Origin of the sequence: Pseudomonas sp. Leaf127 (assembly GCF_001423155.1) — a bacterium.
GTDB lineage: Bacteria > Pseudomonadota > Gammaproteobacteria > Pseudomonadales > Pseudomonadaceae > Aquipseudomonas > Aquipseudomonas ovata.
Genome location: NZ_LMOA01000025.1, coordinates 163101 through 179280, shown reverse-complemented (window position 1 = coordinate 179280; position 16180 = coordinate 163101). Strand labels below are relative to the sequence as shown.

The window sequence follows — 16180 nt, the reverse complement described above, 5'->3', positions numbered from 1 at the left end:
GCGCGAGTTTACAGGTCGCACCGGGGAAGTGAAGCACCGGCGTTATGCCACGACCGCTCAGCGGAACCTGGCATCTCCCCTTGACAACACTTCCACTCATCGGCATGATTCGCGGCCTTGTTTGTAAGCTAATTCATAAAGTCTTTCGAGGAGCTTGACGGTGGCCAACTCACCTTCCGCCAAAAAACGTGCAAAACAGGCTGAGAAGCGTCGCAGCCACAACGCCAGCCTGCGTTCCATGGTTCGTACCTACATCAAGAATGTGGTCAAAGCCATTGACGCAAAAGACGCAGAAAAAGCGCAAGCCGCTTATACTCTGGCTGTTCCTGTCATCGACCGTCTGGCCGACAAAGGGATCATCCACAAGAACAAGGCTGCTCGCCACAAGAGCCGCCTGAATGGTCACATCAAGGCGCTGAAAGAAGCTGCTTGATTGATCCGTTCTTGAAAAACCGACCTTAGGGTCGGTTTTTTATTGCCTGGAAAAAGCCCTCCTACTCCACCTGCGTATCCGCCACGCTCAGCGACGCATCGAAAAAGCGGTATTGCCCACGCCCTGCCCGCTTGGCTGAATACATCGCCGCATCGGCACCCCGGATCAACTCATCGACCTCCCGGCCGTCCCGCGGGCACAGGCTGACACCGACGCTCGGGCTGCTATGGACCCGGTGATCGTCCAGCGCATAGACCTCCGTCAACCGCTGCACCAGCGCCCTGACCCAGAGCTCGACCTGAGCCTCCGTGCGCTCACCCGCCAATAGCACGACAAACTCATCACCACCGAAGCGCGCCGCCTGGTCGTGCGGCTCCAGCAAGCCCTGGATACGCCCGGCCACCGCCTGCAGCAACAGATCGCCGACCTTGTGCCCGAGCGAATCGTTGATCGACTTGAAACGGTCCATGTCGATAAACAGAATGGCCAGCAGACCACCCTGCCCGCACTGATCGCTCAGGGCCTGCGGGGCAATCTCCAGAAACTTGCGGCGGTTATGCAAACCGCTGAGGTGGTCGGTGGCCGCTGCATGACTGCTGCGCCGATGCTCCTCCTCAAGACGAACGATCAGGTCCTGATTGACCTGCTGCGCCTGTTCCAGCGCGGCAAAGGCCTGCTGGCGTCTGTACAGCCCCAGCAGGATCCACAGCACCGCCCCCAGAATGAGTACACTCATGCACAGATTCAACACGAACTGACGCTGGTAAATCTGCCGCGACGACGACAGGATTTCATCGTAGCCCTGGCTGACCACCACGCTGAAACCGCGCTGCGGCACACGCACGTACAGGCTCTGGTAACGCTCACGGGCGTCGGACTGGAGCATCTCCCCCGTCAAGCCCCCGGCCTGGGGCAACGCCGGTGCCAGCGGCTTGCCGGCCATCACCAGCCCGCCACTGGAAACCCGCAACAACTCGCCCCCACCACCATCAAGCAGGCGCATCATGCCGCTACGCCCCAGATCGATATGCTCGAAGAGCGTGGCCAGGTAACCGGCATCCAGCTGCACGACCAGAATACTTTCCATTCGTCCGGTAGCGGCACCGACCAGCGGCAGCAAGAAAGGCAGGCGTCGACCGGCTTCCGTGCTTTCAGGCGATTGCAGCAGCGCGGTAAAGCCGTGGTGCTCGATATGCTCATCCAGTTGCACCCGCCAGCGTGACGACATTTGCGCAGGCGCACCCGGATGGCTGGCAGACAACAGATGGCCATCGAGGCCGTAGAGATCCATGCGCTTGAAGACCGTATCTTCGGCCAGCATCCGCACCAGAGAGCGGTAATTGCCCACCGGGCTGTCCATATCGCTACGCGCAACCTTACCAACGGCCTGGGCACGGTCCACCAGCTGGCGCAGGTTCTGCGCGGCGATGGTCGCCAGATTGAGATGCTCCGCAGAGGCCGCCTCCAGCGCCTCATCGCGTGAGCGTGCCTGTTGCTGGAAGTACAACACCCAGAGAAAGGTCAAGGTCAGGACGCACAGCACTGCCAGCAGCGACTGCACAAAATGGGGCGAGGAAAAAAAGCGGCGCGACACGGGCTAACAGCCAGACTGAGCGAGCATGGCAATCACCATCATGCAGTTAAGGAGTGATGACATATTACTATCATCACCCCAACCACAATCAAGGCGTGGCCGCACTCGACCAGGGCAGGATCGGGATGGCGGTCACCGCATTCTGCGGACTGCCCTCGATCAGCCGGTCGCTGTACACCAGGTACACCAGGGTATTGCGCTTCTTGTCGAGAAAGCGCACCACCTGCATGGTCTTGAACACCAGCGAGGTGCGCTCCTTGAACACCTCCTCCCCGTCCTTGAGCGCGCCCTTGAAGCGAATCGGCCCGACCTGCCGGCAGGCAATGGACGCCTCGGCACGGTCTTCGGCCAGCCCCAGGCCACCCTTGACGCCGCCGGTCTTGGCCCGCGACAGGTAACACGTCACCCCTTCGACGCCGGGATCATCGAAAGCCTCGACCATGATCCGGTCATTGGGGCCGACCAGCTTGAACACGGTCGACACCTGGCCGATCTCTTCGGCCATCACTGGCAAGGTACCGCCCAGCACCGACCCGAACAGCGCCAGTGCCGCCACTTTCCTGAGCCCACGCTGCATGTTCATACCCACCTTGTTCAGACCAGAATCAGGTTATCGCGATGCACCAGTTCGGGCTCGGCCATGTAGCCCAGCACCCGGACGATGGCCTCGGAGGACTGGCCAATGATCTTCTGCGCCTCGATGGCGCTGTAGTTGCTCAGGCCGCGCGCGACTTCACGCCCATCAGGCGCAACGCACACGACCATTTCGCCGCGGCGGAAACTGCCCTGCACCAGCTTGACGCCCACCGGCAGCAGGCTCTTGTTGTCCGACACCAGCGCCGCCACCGCGCCCTGGTCGAGCACCAGCGTGCCGCGGGTCTGCAGGTGCCCGGCCAGCCATTGCTTGCGCGCCGCGAGCATTTCGCGCTCTGGCGACAACAACGTGCCCAGGAGCTCGCCCGCCTTGAGGCGCGACAGCACCTGCTCGATACGCCCACCGACGATCACCGTGTGCGCCCCCGAGCGTGCTGCCAGCCGCGCCGCACGCAGCTTGGTCTGCATGCCGCCACGCCCCAGCGCCCCGCCGGTGCCGCCGGCCACGGCATCAAGCGCCGGGTCATCGGCGCGCGCCTCGGAAATCAGTTGGGCATCGGGGTTGTTGCGCGGGTCGGCATCGAACATGCCGTCGCGGTCGGTCAGAATCACCAGCAGGTCGGCCTCGACCAGGTTGGCCACCAGCGCCGCCAGGGTGTCGTTGTCGCCAAAGCGGATCTCGTCGGTGACCACGGTGTCGTTTTCATTGATCACCGGCACCACACCCAGCTCGACCAGGGCACGCAAGGTGCTGCGCGCATTCAGGTAGCGCTTGCGGTCGGACAGGTCGTCATGGGTCAGCAGGATCTGCGCCGTGTGTCGGCCATGCTCGGCAAAACTCGACTCCCAGGCCTGCACCAGACCCATCTGGCCGATGGCCGCAGCCGCCTGCAACTCGTGCATCGCGCTCGGTCGCGTGGTCCAGCCCAGACGGCTCATGCCCGCCGCCACCGCCCCGGAGGACACCAGCACCAGCTCGACGCCCGCTTCATGCAGCGCCACCATCTGTTCGACCCACACGCCCATTGCCGAGCGATCCAGCCCCTTGCCATCCGCAGTCAGCAAGGCACTGCCGATCTTCACGACCCAGCGCTGGGCACCTGTCACTTTGCTGCGCATCATCTTCCAACCTTAGCCAGAGAGTTGTTGAATACGAATTGTTCATACAAACAGAGCAGACACAAAAACGCCGCTCGAAAGCGGCGTCAGTTTACTGCATGCGATCAGTCGCGGACGTAAATGATTTCCGGACCGTCTTCATCGTCCAGATCATCATCCCAATCGTCGTCACTGACATCCTCGACACTCTTCACGCCACTGCGACGCAGGGCGCGCTGGTCGTCCAGAGCCTGCAACTGGGCACGCGCCTCGTCTTCGATACGCTGGTCCAGCTCGGCCAGCTCTTCGGCGTAGGCCGGATCACGCGCCAGACGATCGGCACGGTCTTCCAGGTAACGCATGATGTCACGCGACAGGCGCTCGGTGCCTTCGTGGGCAATGGCCGAGATCACGTACACCGGGCCCGTCCAGCCCAGTTGCTCGACGATTTCGCGCTTGCGCTCTTCCTGCTCTTCTTCCAGCAACTGATCGCACTTGTTCAGCACCAGCCAGCGGTCACGCTCGGCCAGGGCCGGGCTGAAGCGCACCAGCTCGTTGATGATCACCTCGGCGGCATCGGCAGCACTGGACTCATCCATCGGTGCCATGTCGACCAGGTGCAGCAGCAGGCGGGTACGCGCCAGGTGCTTGAGGAAGCGAATGCCCAGGCCGGCGCCTTCGGAGGCGCCTTCGATCAGGCCCGGAATGTCGGCAACCACGAAGCTCTTCCAGCGGTCGACACTGACCACGCCCAGGTTCGGCACCAGCGTGGTGAACGGGTAGTCGGCCACTTTCGGCTTGGCGGCCGACACCGAGCGAATGAACGTGCTCTTGCCGGCGTTCGGCAGGCCCAGCAGGCCGACGTCGGCCAGCACTTTAAGCTCCAGTTTCAGGTCACGCTGGTCGCCTGGCTTGCCTGGCGTGGTCTGGCGTGGCGCCCGGTTGGTACTGGACTTGAAGCGGGTGTTGCCCAGGCCGTGCCAGCCGCCCTGGGCGACCATCAGGCGCTGACCGGCCTTGGTCAGGTCGCCGATGATTTCCTGGGTGCCGGCGTCGATCACCGTGGTGCCGACCGGCACGCGCAGGATCATGTCTTCGCCCTTGGCGCCGGTGCAGTCGGTGCTGCCGCCATTGGAGCCGCGCTGTGCGTCAAAGTGGCGGGTGTAACGGTAGTCGACCAGGGTGTTGAGGTTTTCGTCGGCGACCATGTACACCGAACCGCCATCGCCACCGTCGCCGCCGTTGGGGCCGCCGTTTTCAATGAATTTTTCCCGACGGAAGCTCATGCAACCGTTGCCGCCGTCACCGGCCTTTACGCGAATCGATACTTCATCAACAAATTTCATAACACTTGCTCCCGTCACGAAGACGAGCAAAACCACATGAATTCATAAGCCTCTTGCAAAGATGAGCGCTGCGACACCGATCAAAAAACCAGAGGGCCCCGGGCCCGTATCACAACAGCTCGCACAGACAGCTTTGCAAGAGACTCACCACCACCGAAAACGAAAAAGCCCCGTCGCAAGACAGGGCTTTTCATGCAACACGTAATTACACTGCCGCGGCTTCAGCCTTCGGAATGATGCTTACGTAACGGCGATTGAAAGCGCCCTTCACTTCGAACTTCACCACGCCTTCCACTTTCGCGAACAGGGTGTGGTCTTTGCCCATGCCAACACCGTAGCCGGCGTGGAACTCGGTGCCACGCTGACGGATGATGATGTTGCCTGGGATGATGGCCTGGCCGCCGTAGATTTTAACGCCAAGACGTTTACTTTCTGAGTCGCGACCGTTGCGAGTACTACCGCCGGCTTTTTTGTGTGCCATGAGTCAATTCTCCAAATGAGGATTAGGCTGGATTACGCCTGAATACCGGTGATTTTGATCTCGGTGTACCACTGACGGTGGCCCTGGCGCTTCATGTGGTGCTTACGACGACGGAACTTGATGATGCGAACCTTGTCGTGGCGACCTTGTGCAATCACTTCAGCGACAACGGTAGCGCCAGCAACGACAGGAGCGCCGATGGTGACTTCGTCGCCGTTGCCGATCAGCAGCACACGGTCAAAAGTGATGGATTCGCCGGTGGCGACTTCCAGTTTTTCAACTTTCAGGTATTCACCCGGGGCGACTTTGTACTGCTTGCCACCCGTAACGATTACTGCGTAAGACATGGTATCTCTCCGAAAATCCTGCTCACCCAGCTCTTTATAGGTAGAGTGTCGGCTGGCATGGCTGCATCAGGCTGGAGACCTTAATGCAATTGCGTAAGGCAGGTGCTGCCCAAGAAAGTAAGGGTGCGCGATTGTACGCAAGCCTTCGAAGCCTTGCAAGTGCCCGGCCAACACGCCTTGACACACCCTGACCCGCGACCTAGCATGCGGCGCAACCTATCTGGAGCACCTGTCGCTGATGCAACCCCAAGCTTTCTACCGCGCGGTGGCGGACGACTTTAGTGCCGTTGACCTGATCATCAAGCAGCAACTCACGTCACGCGTACCGTTGGTCTCCAAGATCGGCGATTACATCACCTCGGCCGGCGGCAAGCGCCTGCGTCCGCTGCTGGTGCTGTTGTGCGGCAAGGCCCTGGGGCATCAGGGCGACGACCTGCGCCTGCTGGCTGCCACCATCGAGTTCCTGCACACCGCCACCCTGCTGCATGACGACGTGGTCGACATGTCCGGCATGCGCCGTGGCCGCTCGACGGCCAACGCCCTGTGGGGCAACGCGCCCAGCGTGCTGGTCGGCGACTTCCTTTATTCGCGCTCGTTCGAAATGATGGTCGAACTGGGCTCGATGGAAGTCATGAAGATTCTTTCCAAGGCCACCCGTGTGATTGCCGAGGGCGAGGTGCTGCAGCTGTCGAAGGTTCGCGACGCCAGCACCACCGAAGAAATCTACATGGAAGTGATCCGGGGCAAGACCGCCATGCTGTTCGAGGCCTCCACCCATAGCGCCGCTGCGCTGTGTGGCGCCAGTGTCGAGCAGAGTGAAGCCTTGCGCACCTTCGGTGACCACCTCGGCGTGGCCTTCCAGTTGGTCGACGATCTGCTCGACTACCGTGGCGACGCTGAAACGCTGGGCAAGAACGTCGGCGACGACCTCGCCGAAGGCAAGCCCACCCTGCCGCTGATCTACACCATGCGCGAAGGCACCGCCGAACAGGCCGCCCTGGTGCGTCAGGCGATCCAGAAAGGCGGCCTGGACGATCTGGAGAGCATTCGCGCAGCGGTCGAAAGCGCCGGCGCCCTGGACTACACGGCCCGCATGGCCCGCGACTATGTGGCGCGCGCCATCACCTGCCTCGAAGCCCTGCCGCCGAGTGAGTACCGCGATGCGCTGGTGGAACTGAGCGAGTTTGCGGTTGCCCGCACGCACTGATTCACGGCCTACCACGAAAGAGCCCGTCCTTGCGACGGGCTTTTTATTGGGCGCTGACACCGCACTATCACGCAGCAAACACTGGAGCGGTGTAGGAGCGCGCTTGGCCTGGGCCGCACTCGGACGACCGAGTGCGTAGCGCTCGCAAAATTGATGAAACGCCACAAACTCATAGTGAACGCATTCAGAAATCTGCGAAACGCCACAAATTTACGACTGCTAACGCAGCCGGTCGCGGGCAGAGCGCGCTCCTACAGCAGCAAACCCAATATCCAATAAAGTCAGTAAATCGCATTGTGCTTGATGGACGCAGCCCAAGCCTCCAATCCCCTTCATCCACACCAGACGTAAACGACCGCTCGCCAGAAAATGCGAATTGATCTCAATAGAGACTTGCTATTATCGTAATAAGAATTATTCTCATCGAATCGAAACAGGAGATGGAACATGACTTATTTGATCGATGCATGGCTGGATCGTCCACAACCCTACCTGCGCATTCTGCATCGCGAGACCGGTGAGGTGTGTGCCGTGCTTGGGGAAGAGGCGCTGGAGGAATTGCGCGATCAGGGCGACCTGGATGTCCACGGCCTCAATTCGAGCGAACCGGTGGTGCTCAAGGAGCTGGTGCGCAACCTGTTTCTGTTTTGCTATGCGCGAGCGCTGCGCCCGATGGGCGAGCTGAGCCTGTGAAGGCTGGACAGCGCAGCGGCTGAACGCCCTTGCGGGATCGTTCAGCCGGCGCGCTTGCGGCTTACAGAACGTCGAGCAGCTCGACGTCGAAGACCAGCACGCTGTGCGGCGGGATGCTGCCAACGCCTTGAGCGCCGTAGGCCAGCTCGCTTGGCACGTACAGGCGCCATTTGCTGCCGGCATTCATCAGTTGCAGGGCTTCGGTCCAGCCGGCGATCACGCCGCCCACTGGAAATTCGGCAGGCTCGCCACGATCGTAGGAGCTGTCGAACACGGTGCCATCGATCAGGGTGCCGTGGTAGTGGGTACGCACCTGGTCTTCACGGCTTGGCTTGGCGCCATCACCGGATTTCAGCACTTCAAATTGCAGACCCGAGGCCAGGGTGGTGATGCCTTCGCGCTTGGCATTTTCAGCCAGGTAAGCGACACCGGCAGCCGCCGCCTGCTCGGCCTTGGCCGCCGCCTGCGATTGCATGACTTCACGAATGACCTTGAAGCTGGCCGACAGGTCTTCCTGGCTGACGCGGCTCGGCTGGCTGTTGAATGCATCGGTCAGGCCGGTGAGGATGGCCTGCAGGTCGACGCCCGGCGGCGGGTTGTCACGCAGTTGGTCGCCCAGTTGGCGGCCGATGCCATAGCTGACGCGGGTTTCGTCGGTGGACAGATTGACTTCGGACATAACGCTGCTCCGCAAGGGAGTGTCTGGTACTCAATGCCCGCAAAGCGTTTGACCTGCGCCATTGCCGACCCGACACCCCGGATAAAAGGGCGGCCAGCCTAGCATAATCAGGCCGGCTGGCCCTACCGCAACACCGTCAGCGGCAAGGCCTTGATGATCAATGCTTGGTCAACCGGTCCAGGTACCCCATCACGAAGGCCGAGATCACGAACGTCATGTGGATGATCACGTACCACATCAGGTATTCGGTCTCGATGTTGCGTGCGTCCATGAACACCCGCAGCAGGTGGATCGAGGAAATCGCCACGATGGAGGCCGCCACTTTCATCTTCAGCGACGAAGAATCCATGGTGCCGAGCCAGTTGAGCTTTTCCTTGTCTTCGTCGATGTCCAGTTGCGACACGAAGTTTTCGTAGCCGGAGATCATCACCATGACCAGCAGGCCACCCACCAGCGCCATGTCGATCAGCGACAGCAACACCAGGATCAGGTCAGCTTCGGCCAGCGAGAAGATGTTGGGCAGGACGTGGAAAACTTCCTGGAAGAATTTCAGCCCCAGTGCCAGCAACCCAAGGGACAGGCCGAAGTAAATCGGGGCCAGCAGCCAACGCGATGCATACATGGCATTTTCAAAGAAACGTTCCATCGGGACTCGCCTGTGACTGGAAATGGGCGCGCGAGTATATCAGGACGCCATGACGGCTCTTGAGCCGCGACAAAATGCCGCGCAGCAGGGCAACGCAAAACCCTGTGGGAGGCGGCTTGCCGACGATGGCGGCGGTACAGACACAGCAGATGTACCGGTCTTGCTGGCCCCATCGCGGGCAAAGCCCCCTCCCACAGTCTGATGCCAGACACGAGACCTTGGGCGACATCAATCCTGTGGGAGGCGGCTTGCCGGCGATGGCGGCGGTACAGTTCTGCAGAGAGGGTTCAGTTTCACCGGTCTCATCGCGGGCAAGTCCTCTCCCACAAACTGAGTGCAGTCAGTTTTTACAGCGAGGACCGCTGGCTCTGGGTCATCTGGCTGTTGAGCCGGCGCAATTCGCCTTGCAGGTGCAGGCTCCAGATGGGCAGGTCGTCGCAGAACTGGTAGCCGTTCAGGCTCAGGCTATCGGCAATGGCCTGCAGCACCGATTCGGCGGCGCGGGCGCCGGGGAAAGGCCCTTGGGCCTTGATCGCCGAAGGCTGCTCGCCCGACATGCCGGCGGCGAACAGCAATGTCCACAGCCCGCTTTCACCCAGGGGCCGGATGATGCATTCGATCCGCGTCACCAGCCCCAGGCAGTGGCGGGTCAGGCAAAGGCTTCGCGACATGACGACTTCCTCCTCATGGACACAGGGGCCACCAGAACACCCATTCGCAGGCAACCGATTGATCCCTGAGCATAGAGGAAAAACCCCGGCTCAGACGCGGGCAGGACGAACGGATGCCGCAGAGTGTGAACCCTGCGGCATTCAGACCGCTTCAACTCAGGGTTTGAGCTCGGGTGCCAGTTGCGCCGGCTCCTTTTCCAGCTCTTCCTTGAGGTCTTCATCGCTGAGCATTTGCGCAATGTCGCGCAGCCGCTCGACCACACGGGCGTTGACGCTGCCCTCAGGGAATTCGCCCTCCTCGTTCGGCTCACCAGCCGGCTCGCCCACCAGCAGGCTCAGGGCCTCGTCGGCCTGGCTCACCGCATAGATATGGAACTGCCCGTCCCGCACGGCCTGCAGCACTCGCTCGTCGAGCATCAGGGTGGCGACGTTGGAACGCGGAATGATCGCGCCCTGCTCGCCGGTCAGGCCACGCGCCTCGCACAGCCGGAAGAAGCCCTCGATCTTCTCGTTGACCCCGCCCACCGCCTGCACTTCACCGAACTGGTTGATCGAGCCGGTAATGGCAAAGCACTGTTTGAGCGGGGTGCGCGACAAGGCCGAGATCAGGGTGCAGACCTCGCCCAGCGAGGCACTGTCGCCATCAACGTAGCCATAGGACTGCTCCAGGGCGATGCTTGCCGAGATCGCCAGCGGAAACTCCTGTGCATAGCGGCTGCCCAGGTAACCGGTCAGGATCATCACGCCCTTGGAGTGGATCGGCTGGCCAAGGTTGACCTCGCGCTCGATGTCGACGATGCCGCTGCCACCCGGATAGACGGTCGCCGAGATCCGCGCCGGCACACCAAAGGCCGAGTCGCCCACTTCCAGCACGGTCAGGCCGTTGCACTTGCCCACCGCCGCACCGTCGGTGTCGATCAGGATGATGCCGGCCAGCATGTCGTCGAGAATCCGCGCCGAGACCCGCCCGGTGCGTGTGGCCTTGGCCTTGAGCGCCCGCTCGATGTGCCCGGCATCAGTGAGTTCTTCATTGGCCAGCTGGCGGATGAAGTCGGCCTCGCTGACCAACTGGAACAGGTCGCCGATACGCGCCGACAAACGCCCCTGGTGCTCGGCCAGGCGCGCACTGTAGGTAGCCAGGCGTGCCACGGCGTCGGCGGTGAGCGGCGCCATGCCTTCTTCGAAGGTGCGGGTCTTGAGCAACTGGGCGAACTGCTCCAGGGTTTCGTCGACCATCGGGATTTCTTCGTCGAAGTCGACCAGCACCCGGAACATCTCCTGAAAGTCCGGATCGACGTCCTGCAAGGTGTAGTACAGCGAGCGCGAGCCGATGATGATCACCTTCACGCTCCAGGGGATCACTTGCGGTGTCAGGGTCACGGTGGCGACCCGGCCCAGTTCGCCCAGCGGCGATTCCATCTTCAGCTTGCGCGATTGCAGGGTGCGCTTGAGGGCGTCCCAGACAAACGGTTCGCCGAACAGCTTTTCGGCCTCCAGCACCAGAAAGCCGCCATTGGCCCGGTGCAGTGCGCCGGGGCGCAACTGCCGGTAGCTGGTGTACAGCGCACCCTGGTCGGTGCTGTATTCGATACGGCCGAACAGGTTGTCGTAGGTGGGGTGCGACTCGAACACCACCGGCGCGCCGCCGCCGTGGGTATGGCCGACCACCAGGCTGGGGCTGTACTGGTCTTCAAGCAGCTTGCGCGCCTGGGCATCGGTCTTGCTGTCGTCGACCAGTTGCTCGACCACGGTCTTGAGCAGGTTGACCTGCATGGCCTGCAGGTAGGCGCACACCGCGGCGTTCTCGGCGTACTGCTCCGACAACGGCGCGAGCAATGGCTGCAGGGCCAGGATGATGGTTTCTTCGTTGAGCTGGCGCAGCTGGTTGTTGGACTCGCGCTTCCATTGCGGCAGGCTCGACAGTTCTTCGTTCAGACGTTCTTCCAGGCCCGAAATGTCCTCGTGGAAGCGCTCGCGCTCGGCCTCGGGCAACTGCGCGAACTCCGCCTCGTCCAGCGCCTTGCCATCGACCATCGGCGTAAAGGCGATATTGGAGCTGTCGCGGTACAGGGCAATGTCCTTCTCCAGCGACAGGCGCTCGATCACGTCCAGGGCGCGGTCGTAGCGCTGGTTGAAGGCACGGTCGATCGCGCTTTTCTTTTGCTGGTAAGACGGGTGCTCGAACACCGCCGGAAAGGTCGCCAGCAGGTTGTCGATCAAGCCGCCGATGTCGGCGATGAACGCCGTTGCCGTGCCCGAAGGCAGCTCCAGGGCCCGGGGCTCGCGCGATTCTTCGAAATTGTCGACATAGACCCAGTCCGACGGGGTCTGCAGGCGCTTGGCCTCGGCCTTGAGGTAGCGTTTGACGAACGAAAAGCGGCCCGTGCCGGGCTCGCCCATGACATACACGTTGTAACCGGGACGTGGCATCGCCACCCCGAACTGCAAGGCCTCAACGGCACGCTCCTGGCCGAGGACTCCGCGAAAAGGTTCCAGATCGTTGGTGGTCTGGAACGCGAACTGTTCAGCAGTAAATGGACGGGTCAGCGCTTGTGGCGCCAGACGCAGACTGGCAGCTACAGAATCGGGCATCAGTGTTCCTTACATCACGCGGGCAGATAGCGGCATTCTGGCGCTCGCCGGACATCACTTGCAAGGCGCAGGCAAAGGCGGCTCTTTGCAAGTGGCGACAACGTCTCGTCTGTTCGCGACAAAGCGCAATAATCGGCAACAAATCGCGGAACCCTCAGGCATGGGCCACACTCAAAATTGCGCACGTTGCCGATCATGGCCATCTGCACTGACGCAATGACGCACAATCCCGACCCACTCAGGTCGCACACAAAGAGAATAAAGCTATGAAACGGATTCTTCTTGGAACGCTCTTTGCCGCTGTTTCCGTCAACGCCATGGCTCAAGCGCCAGGCGGTCCGGATTGCGGCTGGGGCAACATGCTGTTCGAAGGCCAGCGTGGCACTCCGGCGCACTTCCTGGCTTCTACCACCAACGGCACCTCTGGCAACGCCACCTTCGGCATGACCAGCGGCACCAACGGTTGCTCGACCAACAGTGCACTGACCTACGGTGGCAAATCCTGGCTGGCCATGAATGGCATGATGGATGAGCTGTCCAAGGACATGGCGATGGGCCAGGGCGAAGCGCTGACCACCTACGCCGTGATCCTGGGCGTTGCGCCGCAAGACCGCGAGCGTTTCGCGGCCGTCACCCATGACAACTTCTCGAAAATCTTCACCAAGGCCGACGCCACCGCTGAAGACGTTCATAGCAAGACCCTCGACGTCCTGAAAAACGACCCAACCCTGGCCAAGTACGCTACCCAGGCTTGACGCGTGTCCCCGCCTCTGTAACAAGGGGCGGGTCTTCTCTTTTCGAACAGTTGCCCTCCCATGCTCAAACGTCTCGCCTGTCTGACGCTGTTGGTCTGTGCCCCGCTGTGCGCGGCCCCTCAAGCTGCTCAAGCGGGCACACTCTCCGTAGAGCACGGGCGACTGCAGCAACTGGCCAGTGATCCCTTCTGGATCTCACTGGGCCACTACCAGCAGACCCGCCTGGGTGGCTGGCGCAGTTATGTCGATGACCCACGGTTTTTCCTGGCCGACAACGGCGCCCATGATCCACAGGCCGAACTGAGCGCGACCCTGGCCGCCATCAAGGCGCCGGTCGGTGACGCACAACAGCATGCCCAGTGCGTCTACCCGGCCCGCACCCGCTGGCTGCGCGATCAACTGCACCTGCGTGACCTGCCGACAGTGGATTGCAGCGAGTTCAAGGCCTGGTTCAAGGACGTGGCCCCCGACAGCACCGTGCTGATCTTTCCGGCGGCCTACCTCAACAGCCCCTCGTCGATGTTCGGCCATACGCTGCTGCGCATCGACCCGGCCAGCGCCCGGGCCAACAACACCACGCTGCTGAGCTACGCGATCAACTTCGGCGCCTACATCGAGGGCATGGACAACAGCATCCTGTATGCCTGGAAAGGCCTGGCAGGCGGCTATCCCGGCCTGTTCTCCATGGTCCCGTACCAGGAAAAACTCTCTGAATACCGCAGCCTGGAAAACCGCGACCTGTGGGAGTACCGGCTGAACCTGAGCACCGTTGAAACCGAGCGCATGGTCGAGCATGTCTGGGAATTGAAGCAGATCCGCTTCAGCTACTTCTTCTTCGACGAAAATTGCTCCTATCGCCTGCTGGAACTGCTGGAAATCGCCCGCCCGGGCCTGAAGCTGACCGATCAGTTCGACCTCACCGCCATTCCGACCGACACGGTAAAAGCCATCAAGGCCGCCGGCCTGGTGGAAAAGACCGAATACCGTCCTTCCCGCGAGCGCGAACTGCTCAGCCGCGCCGAGCCTCTTGATCCTGACGAGCAGCAATGGGTACTGGCCATCAGCGCCGACACGGCCCGGCTGCAGGACGCCGCCTACCAGTCGCTGCCGGCTGCACGCCGCGCCCTGATCCAGGACGCGGCGTATCGCCTGGAGCGCTACCGCGCCAACGGCCAGGCCCGTGACAGCCAGGCCGCGCAGCGCAGCTTTGCCTTGCTGCAATCGATCAACCGCAACCCGCCCCCGGCCTTGCAGATCGAGCAGCCCGGGCTGCCCGAAGAAGGCCACGAGTCGCGCACCTGGCAACTGGGCGTCGGCAGCCGGGACGACAAGGCCTTTGCCGAGTACGGCCTGCGCATGGCCTACCACGACCTGAACGACAACGCCTATGGCTTCCCGCTGGGGGCGCAGATCGAGATCCTGCAACTGAAACTGCGCCAGTACGAAGGCAACGAGTGGCACCTGCAACGCCTGGACCTGGCGACTATCCGCTCGATGACCCCACGCACCGAACTGCTCAAGCCCTGGTCCTGGCAAGTGGCCGGCGGCCTGGAACGGGTACCGGGCAAGCACGGCGACCAGACGCTGGTCAGCCATGTCAACGGTGGCGCCGGTGGCACCTGGCAACTGGACGACAACCTGCTGGGCTTTGCCCTGGGCACGGTGCGCGTCGAGCACAACAATGACTTTGCCGCCTTCGTCGCCCCGGCGGCCGGCTTCGACACCGGCCTGCTATGGCGCAACCCGCTGGGCAACCTGAGCCTGGAGGCCAAGGGCGATTACTTCACCAACGGTGAAGTGCGCCGCAGCATCAGCCTCAACCAGCAGTGGGAAGTGTCGCGCAACCTGGGCCTGCGCCTGACGGCACAGCGCGACTTCAGCCATCTGGGCGGGCCACAGAATGAGGTCATGTTGCAGGCCCGCTGGTACCACTACTGAACAGCTTTTCGACAAGCCGTTGACAGCGGGTGGACACAGCCTGAACTAGACTTCCCTCATTCATCGAGGAAACCGGTCATGAACAGGCGTATCGCGTTGTTGGGCTTGATCGTCGTGCTCGCGGGGTGCCAGTCGACCCACGAGCAACTGGTCGCAGAAGGCTACCCACCGGCCTTTGCCGATGGTTTCCAGGACGGCTGCGGCAGTGGCCGACAGGCGGCAGGCGCCATCGGCGGGCAATACCGCAAGGACGTCCCCCGCGACCTGAAAGAGCCGCTGTACGCCAAGGGCTGGACCGACGGCTTTCGCCAGTGCCAGGCGATGCAGCTCAACCATGACCGCGAAACCAACAGCTGGGGCAACGATCGCGATCGGGAATGGGAGCGGCAGAAAACCCGCGACAAGGCCCGCGCCTATCGTCCTGACTAGGAACGTCCTTGCCCTGCAGTTGCCTAACCTTCACACGCAGGGAGGACATCATGAGTCGCGCTTTCGTAAACGAAGACAATGCCGCATCCCAGGCCAGCCAGCCAGTCGAACGGCAGGTCAGCGAGCAACCCAATTACGTCACCGCCCACGGGCTGGTGCTGTTGCAGAATCAGGTCAGCGAACTGCAGGCCTTGCACCGGCAACAACTGGAGCTGGGCGACAGCGCCGATAAACAGCGCCTGGTTGATCTGGAACGTGACCTGCGCTACTTCACCCAGCGCCTGCAAAGTGCCATGGTCGTCACGGCCGCACTGTCCACCGACAAGGTGCAGATCGGCAGCAAGGTGACTTATGCCGATGAACACGACCAGCGTCAGCAAGTGCAACTGGTCGGCGAGGATCAGGCCGACGCCAGCCACGGTCTGATCAACTGGGGCTCCCCCCTGGGTCGTGCCCTGCTGGGCGCACATGCGGGCGACGAGGTGCTGTGGAAACGCCCGGCCGGGGACCAGATGATCGAAATACTGGAAATCGAAGCCGACCCCGGCAGCCCTTGATACCCCCTATTGCGCCCGGCACTGGCTACCGTACGCCTGATAACGCTGTAGGAGCGCGCTTGCCCGCGACCGAGTGCGTAGCGCTCGCAAGATTGATGAAACGCCACAAATTTCTGGATG

16 protein-coding genes and 1 pseudogene are annotated in these 16180 nt (G+C 62.0%); 7 read left to right on the top strand and 10 right to left on the bottom strand.

Annotation, left to right across the window (positions count from 1 at the left end; all coding sequences use genetic code 11):
* The first annotated feature begins 160 nt into the window (after positions 1-160).
* Positions 161-433: a 30S ribosomal protein S20 gene (rpsT, locus tag ASF84_RS26915; RefSeq protein WP_056841948.1), complete on the top strand. Its 273-nt coding sequence runs from the start codon at positions 161-163 to the stop codon at positions 431-433.
* Between the two features lie 70 nt (positions 434-503).
* Here rpsT and ASF84_RS26910 read toward each other — a convergent pair.
* The 6 genes and pseudogenes from ASF84_RS26910 to rplU all read right to left on the bottom strand — a co-directional run.
* A pseudogene (locus ASF84_RS26910) lies at positions 504-2027 on the bottom strand (diguanylate cyclase domain-containing protein); the annotation flags it as partial.
* A gap of 88 nt (positions 2028-2115) precedes the next feature.
* A complete protein-coding gene (locus ASF84_RS26905; RefSeq protein ID WP_236709486.1) occupies positions 2116-2604 on the bottom strand; it encodes a CreA family protein in 489 nt (162 codons plus the stop codon).
* Between the two features lie 17 nt (positions 2605-2621).
* Entirely contained in the window at positions 2622-3740 is a 1119-nt protein-coding gene (gene proB / locus ASF84_RS26900; protein ID WP_056842019.1) for a glutamate 5-kinase, read from the bottom strand.
* A 104-nt stretch (positions 3741-3844) separates the two neighbouring features.
* Entirely contained in the window at positions 3845-5065 is a 1221-nt protein-coding gene (gene cgtA / locus ASF84_RS26895) for an Obg family GTPase CgtA (RefSeq protein WP_056841946.1), read from the bottom strand.
* 205 nt (positions 5066-5270) lie between these two features.
* A complete protein-coding gene (gene rpmA, locus ASF84_RS26890) occupies positions 5271-5546 on the bottom strand; it encodes a 50S ribosomal protein L27 (RefSeq protein ID WP_056841945.1) in 276 nt (91 codons plus the stop codon).
* Positions 5547-5578: 32 nt separating this feature from the next.
* A complete protein-coding gene (gene rplU / locus ASF84_RS26885) occupies positions 5579-5893 on the bottom strand; it encodes a 50S ribosomal protein L21 (RefSeq protein WP_056841944.1) in 315 nt (104 codons plus the stop codon).
* 238 nt (positions 5894-6131) lie between these two features.
* On the opposite strand from rplU, the gene ASF84_RS26880 reads away from it, so the two are divergent.
* Positions 6132-7100 carry a polyprenyl synthetase family protein gene (locus ASF84_RS26880; RefSeq protein WP_056841943.1) on the top strand — a complete coding sequence of 323 codons (969 nt, stop codon included), beginning with the start codon at positions 6132-6134 and terminating at the stop codon, positions 7098-7100.
* Between the two features lie 447 nt (positions 7101-7547).
* Positions 7548-7793 carry a PA4570 family protein gene (locus ASF84_RS26875; protein ID WP_056841942.1) on the top strand — a complete coding sequence of 82 codons (246 nt, stop codon included), beginning with the start codon at positions 7548-7550 and terminating at the stop codon, positions 7791-7793.
* A gap of 61 nt (positions 7794-7854) precedes the next feature.
* Here ASF84_RS26875 and ASF84_RS26870 read toward each other — a convergent pair whose 3' ends face one another.
* The 4 genes from ASF84_RS26870 to ASF84_RS26855 form a co-directional block, all read right to left on the bottom strand.
* The gene (locus ASF84_RS26870; RefSeq protein WP_056841941.1) at positions 7855-8472 is read right to left on the bottom strand and encodes an FKBP-type peptidyl-prolyl cis-trans isomerase; all 618 of its coding nucleotides are present in this window, start codon (positions 8470-8472) and stop codon (positions 7855-7857) included.
* A 157-nt stretch (positions 8473-8629) separates the two neighbouring features.
* Entirely contained in the window at positions 8630-9118 is a 489-nt protein-coding gene (locus ASF84_RS26865; protein ID WP_056841940.1) for a TIGR00645 family protein, read from the bottom strand.
* Between the two features lie 347 nt (positions 9119-9465).
* A complete protein-coding gene (locus ASF84_RS26860) occupies positions 9466-9789 on the bottom strand; it encodes a PA4575 family protein (protein WP_056841939.1) in 324 nt (107 codons plus the stop codon).
* Between the two features lie 156 nt (positions 9790-9945).
* Positions 9946-12381 carry a Lon protease family protein gene (locus tag ASF84_RS26855; protein WP_056841938.1) on the bottom strand — a complete coding sequence of 812 codons (2436 nt, stop codon included), beginning with the start codon at positions 12379-12381 and terminating at the stop codon, positions 9946-9948.
* Positions 12382-12647: 266 nt separating this feature from the next.
* Here ASF84_RS26855 and ASF84_RS26850 point away from each other — a divergent pair, with 266 nt between their 5' ends.
* From ASF84_RS26850 to ASF84_RS26835, 4 genes are all read left to right on the top strand, one after another.
* Entirely contained in the window at positions 12648-13136 is a 489-nt protein-coding gene (locus ASF84_RS26850; RefSeq protein WP_056841937.1) for a DUF3015 domain-containing protein, read from the top strand.
* 60 nt (positions 13137-13196) lie between these two features.
* Entirely contained in the window at positions 13197-15074 is a 1878-nt protein-coding gene (locus ASF84_RS26845; RefSeq protein WP_056841936.1) for an Lnb N-terminal periplasmic domain-containing protein, read from the top strand.
* Between the two features lie 78 nt (positions 15075-15152).
* On the top strand, positions 15153-15503 hold the full coding sequence (locus ASF84_RS26840) for a hypothetical protein (protein ID WP_056841935.1): 351 nt from the start codon (positions 15153-15155) through the stop codon (positions 15501-15503).
* A gap of 50 nt (positions 15504-15553) precedes the next feature.
* On the top strand, positions 15554-16060 hold the full coding sequence (locus ASF84_RS26835) for a GreA/GreB family elongation factor (protein WP_056841934.1): 507 nt from the start codon (positions 15554-15556) through the stop codon (positions 16058-16060).
* Positions 16061-16180: the final 120 nt, after the last annotated feature.

Coding starts and splice junctions, on each gene's coding strand:
- ASF84_RS26870 (WP_056841941.1), bottom strand. CDS start 8,472: ATGTCCGAAGTCAATCTGTCCACCGACGAAACCCGCGTCAGCTATGGC.
- ASF84_RS26865 (WP_056841940.1), bottom strand. CDS start 9,118: ATGGAACGTTTCTTTGAAAATGCCATGTATGCATCGCGTTGGCTGCTG.
- ASF84_RS26840 (WP_056841935.1), top strand. CDS start 15,153: ATGAACAGGCGTATCGCGTTGTTGGGCTTGATCGTCGTGCTCGCGGGG.
- ASF84_RS26860 (WP_056841939.1), bottom strand. CDS start 9,789: ATGTCGCGAAGCCTTTGCCTGACCCGCCACTGCCTGGGGCTGGTGACG.
- rplU (WP_056841944.1), bottom strand. CDS start 5,893: ATGTCTTACGCAGTAATCGTTACGGGTGGCAAGCAGTACAAAGTCGCC.
- ASF84_RS26880 (WP_056841943.1), top strand. CDS start 6,132: ATGCAACCCCAAGCTTTCTACCGCGCGGTGGCGGACGACTTTAGTGCC.
- proB (WP_056842019.1), bottom strand. CDS start 3,740: ATGCGCAGCAAAGTGACAGGTGCCCAGCGCTGGGTCGTGAAGATCGGC.
- ASF84_RS26855 (WP_056841938.1), bottom strand. CDS start 12,381: ATGCCCGATTCTGTAGCTGCCAGTCTGCGTCTGGCGCCACAAGCGCTG.
- cgtA (WP_056841946.1), bottom strand. CDS start 5,065: ATGAAATTTGTTGATGAAGTATCGATTCGCGTAAAGGCCGGTGACGGC.
- ASF84_RS26905 (WP_236709486.1), bottom strand. CDS start 2,604: ATGCAGCGTGGGCTCAGGAAAGTGGCGGCACTGGCGCTGTTCGGGTCG.
- ASF84_RS26845 (WP_056841936.1), top strand. CDS start 13,197: ATGCTCAAACGTCTCGCCTGTCTGACGCTGTTGGTCTGTGCCCCGCTG.
- ASF84_RS26835 (WP_056841934.1), top strand. CDS start 15,554: ATGAGTCGCGCTTTCGTAAACGAAGACAATGCCGCATCCCAGGCCAGC.
- rpmA (WP_056841945.1), bottom strand. CDS start 5,546: ATGGCACACAAAAAAGCCGGCGGTAGTACTCGCAACGGTCGCGACTCA.
- ASF84_RS26875 (WP_056841942.1), top strand. CDS start 7,548: ATGACTTATTTGATCGATGCATGGCTGGATCGTCCACAACCCTACCTG.
- ASF84_RS26850 (WP_056841937.1), top strand. CDS start 12,648: ATGAAACGGATTCTTCTTGGAACGCTCTTTGCCGCTGTTTCCGTCAAC.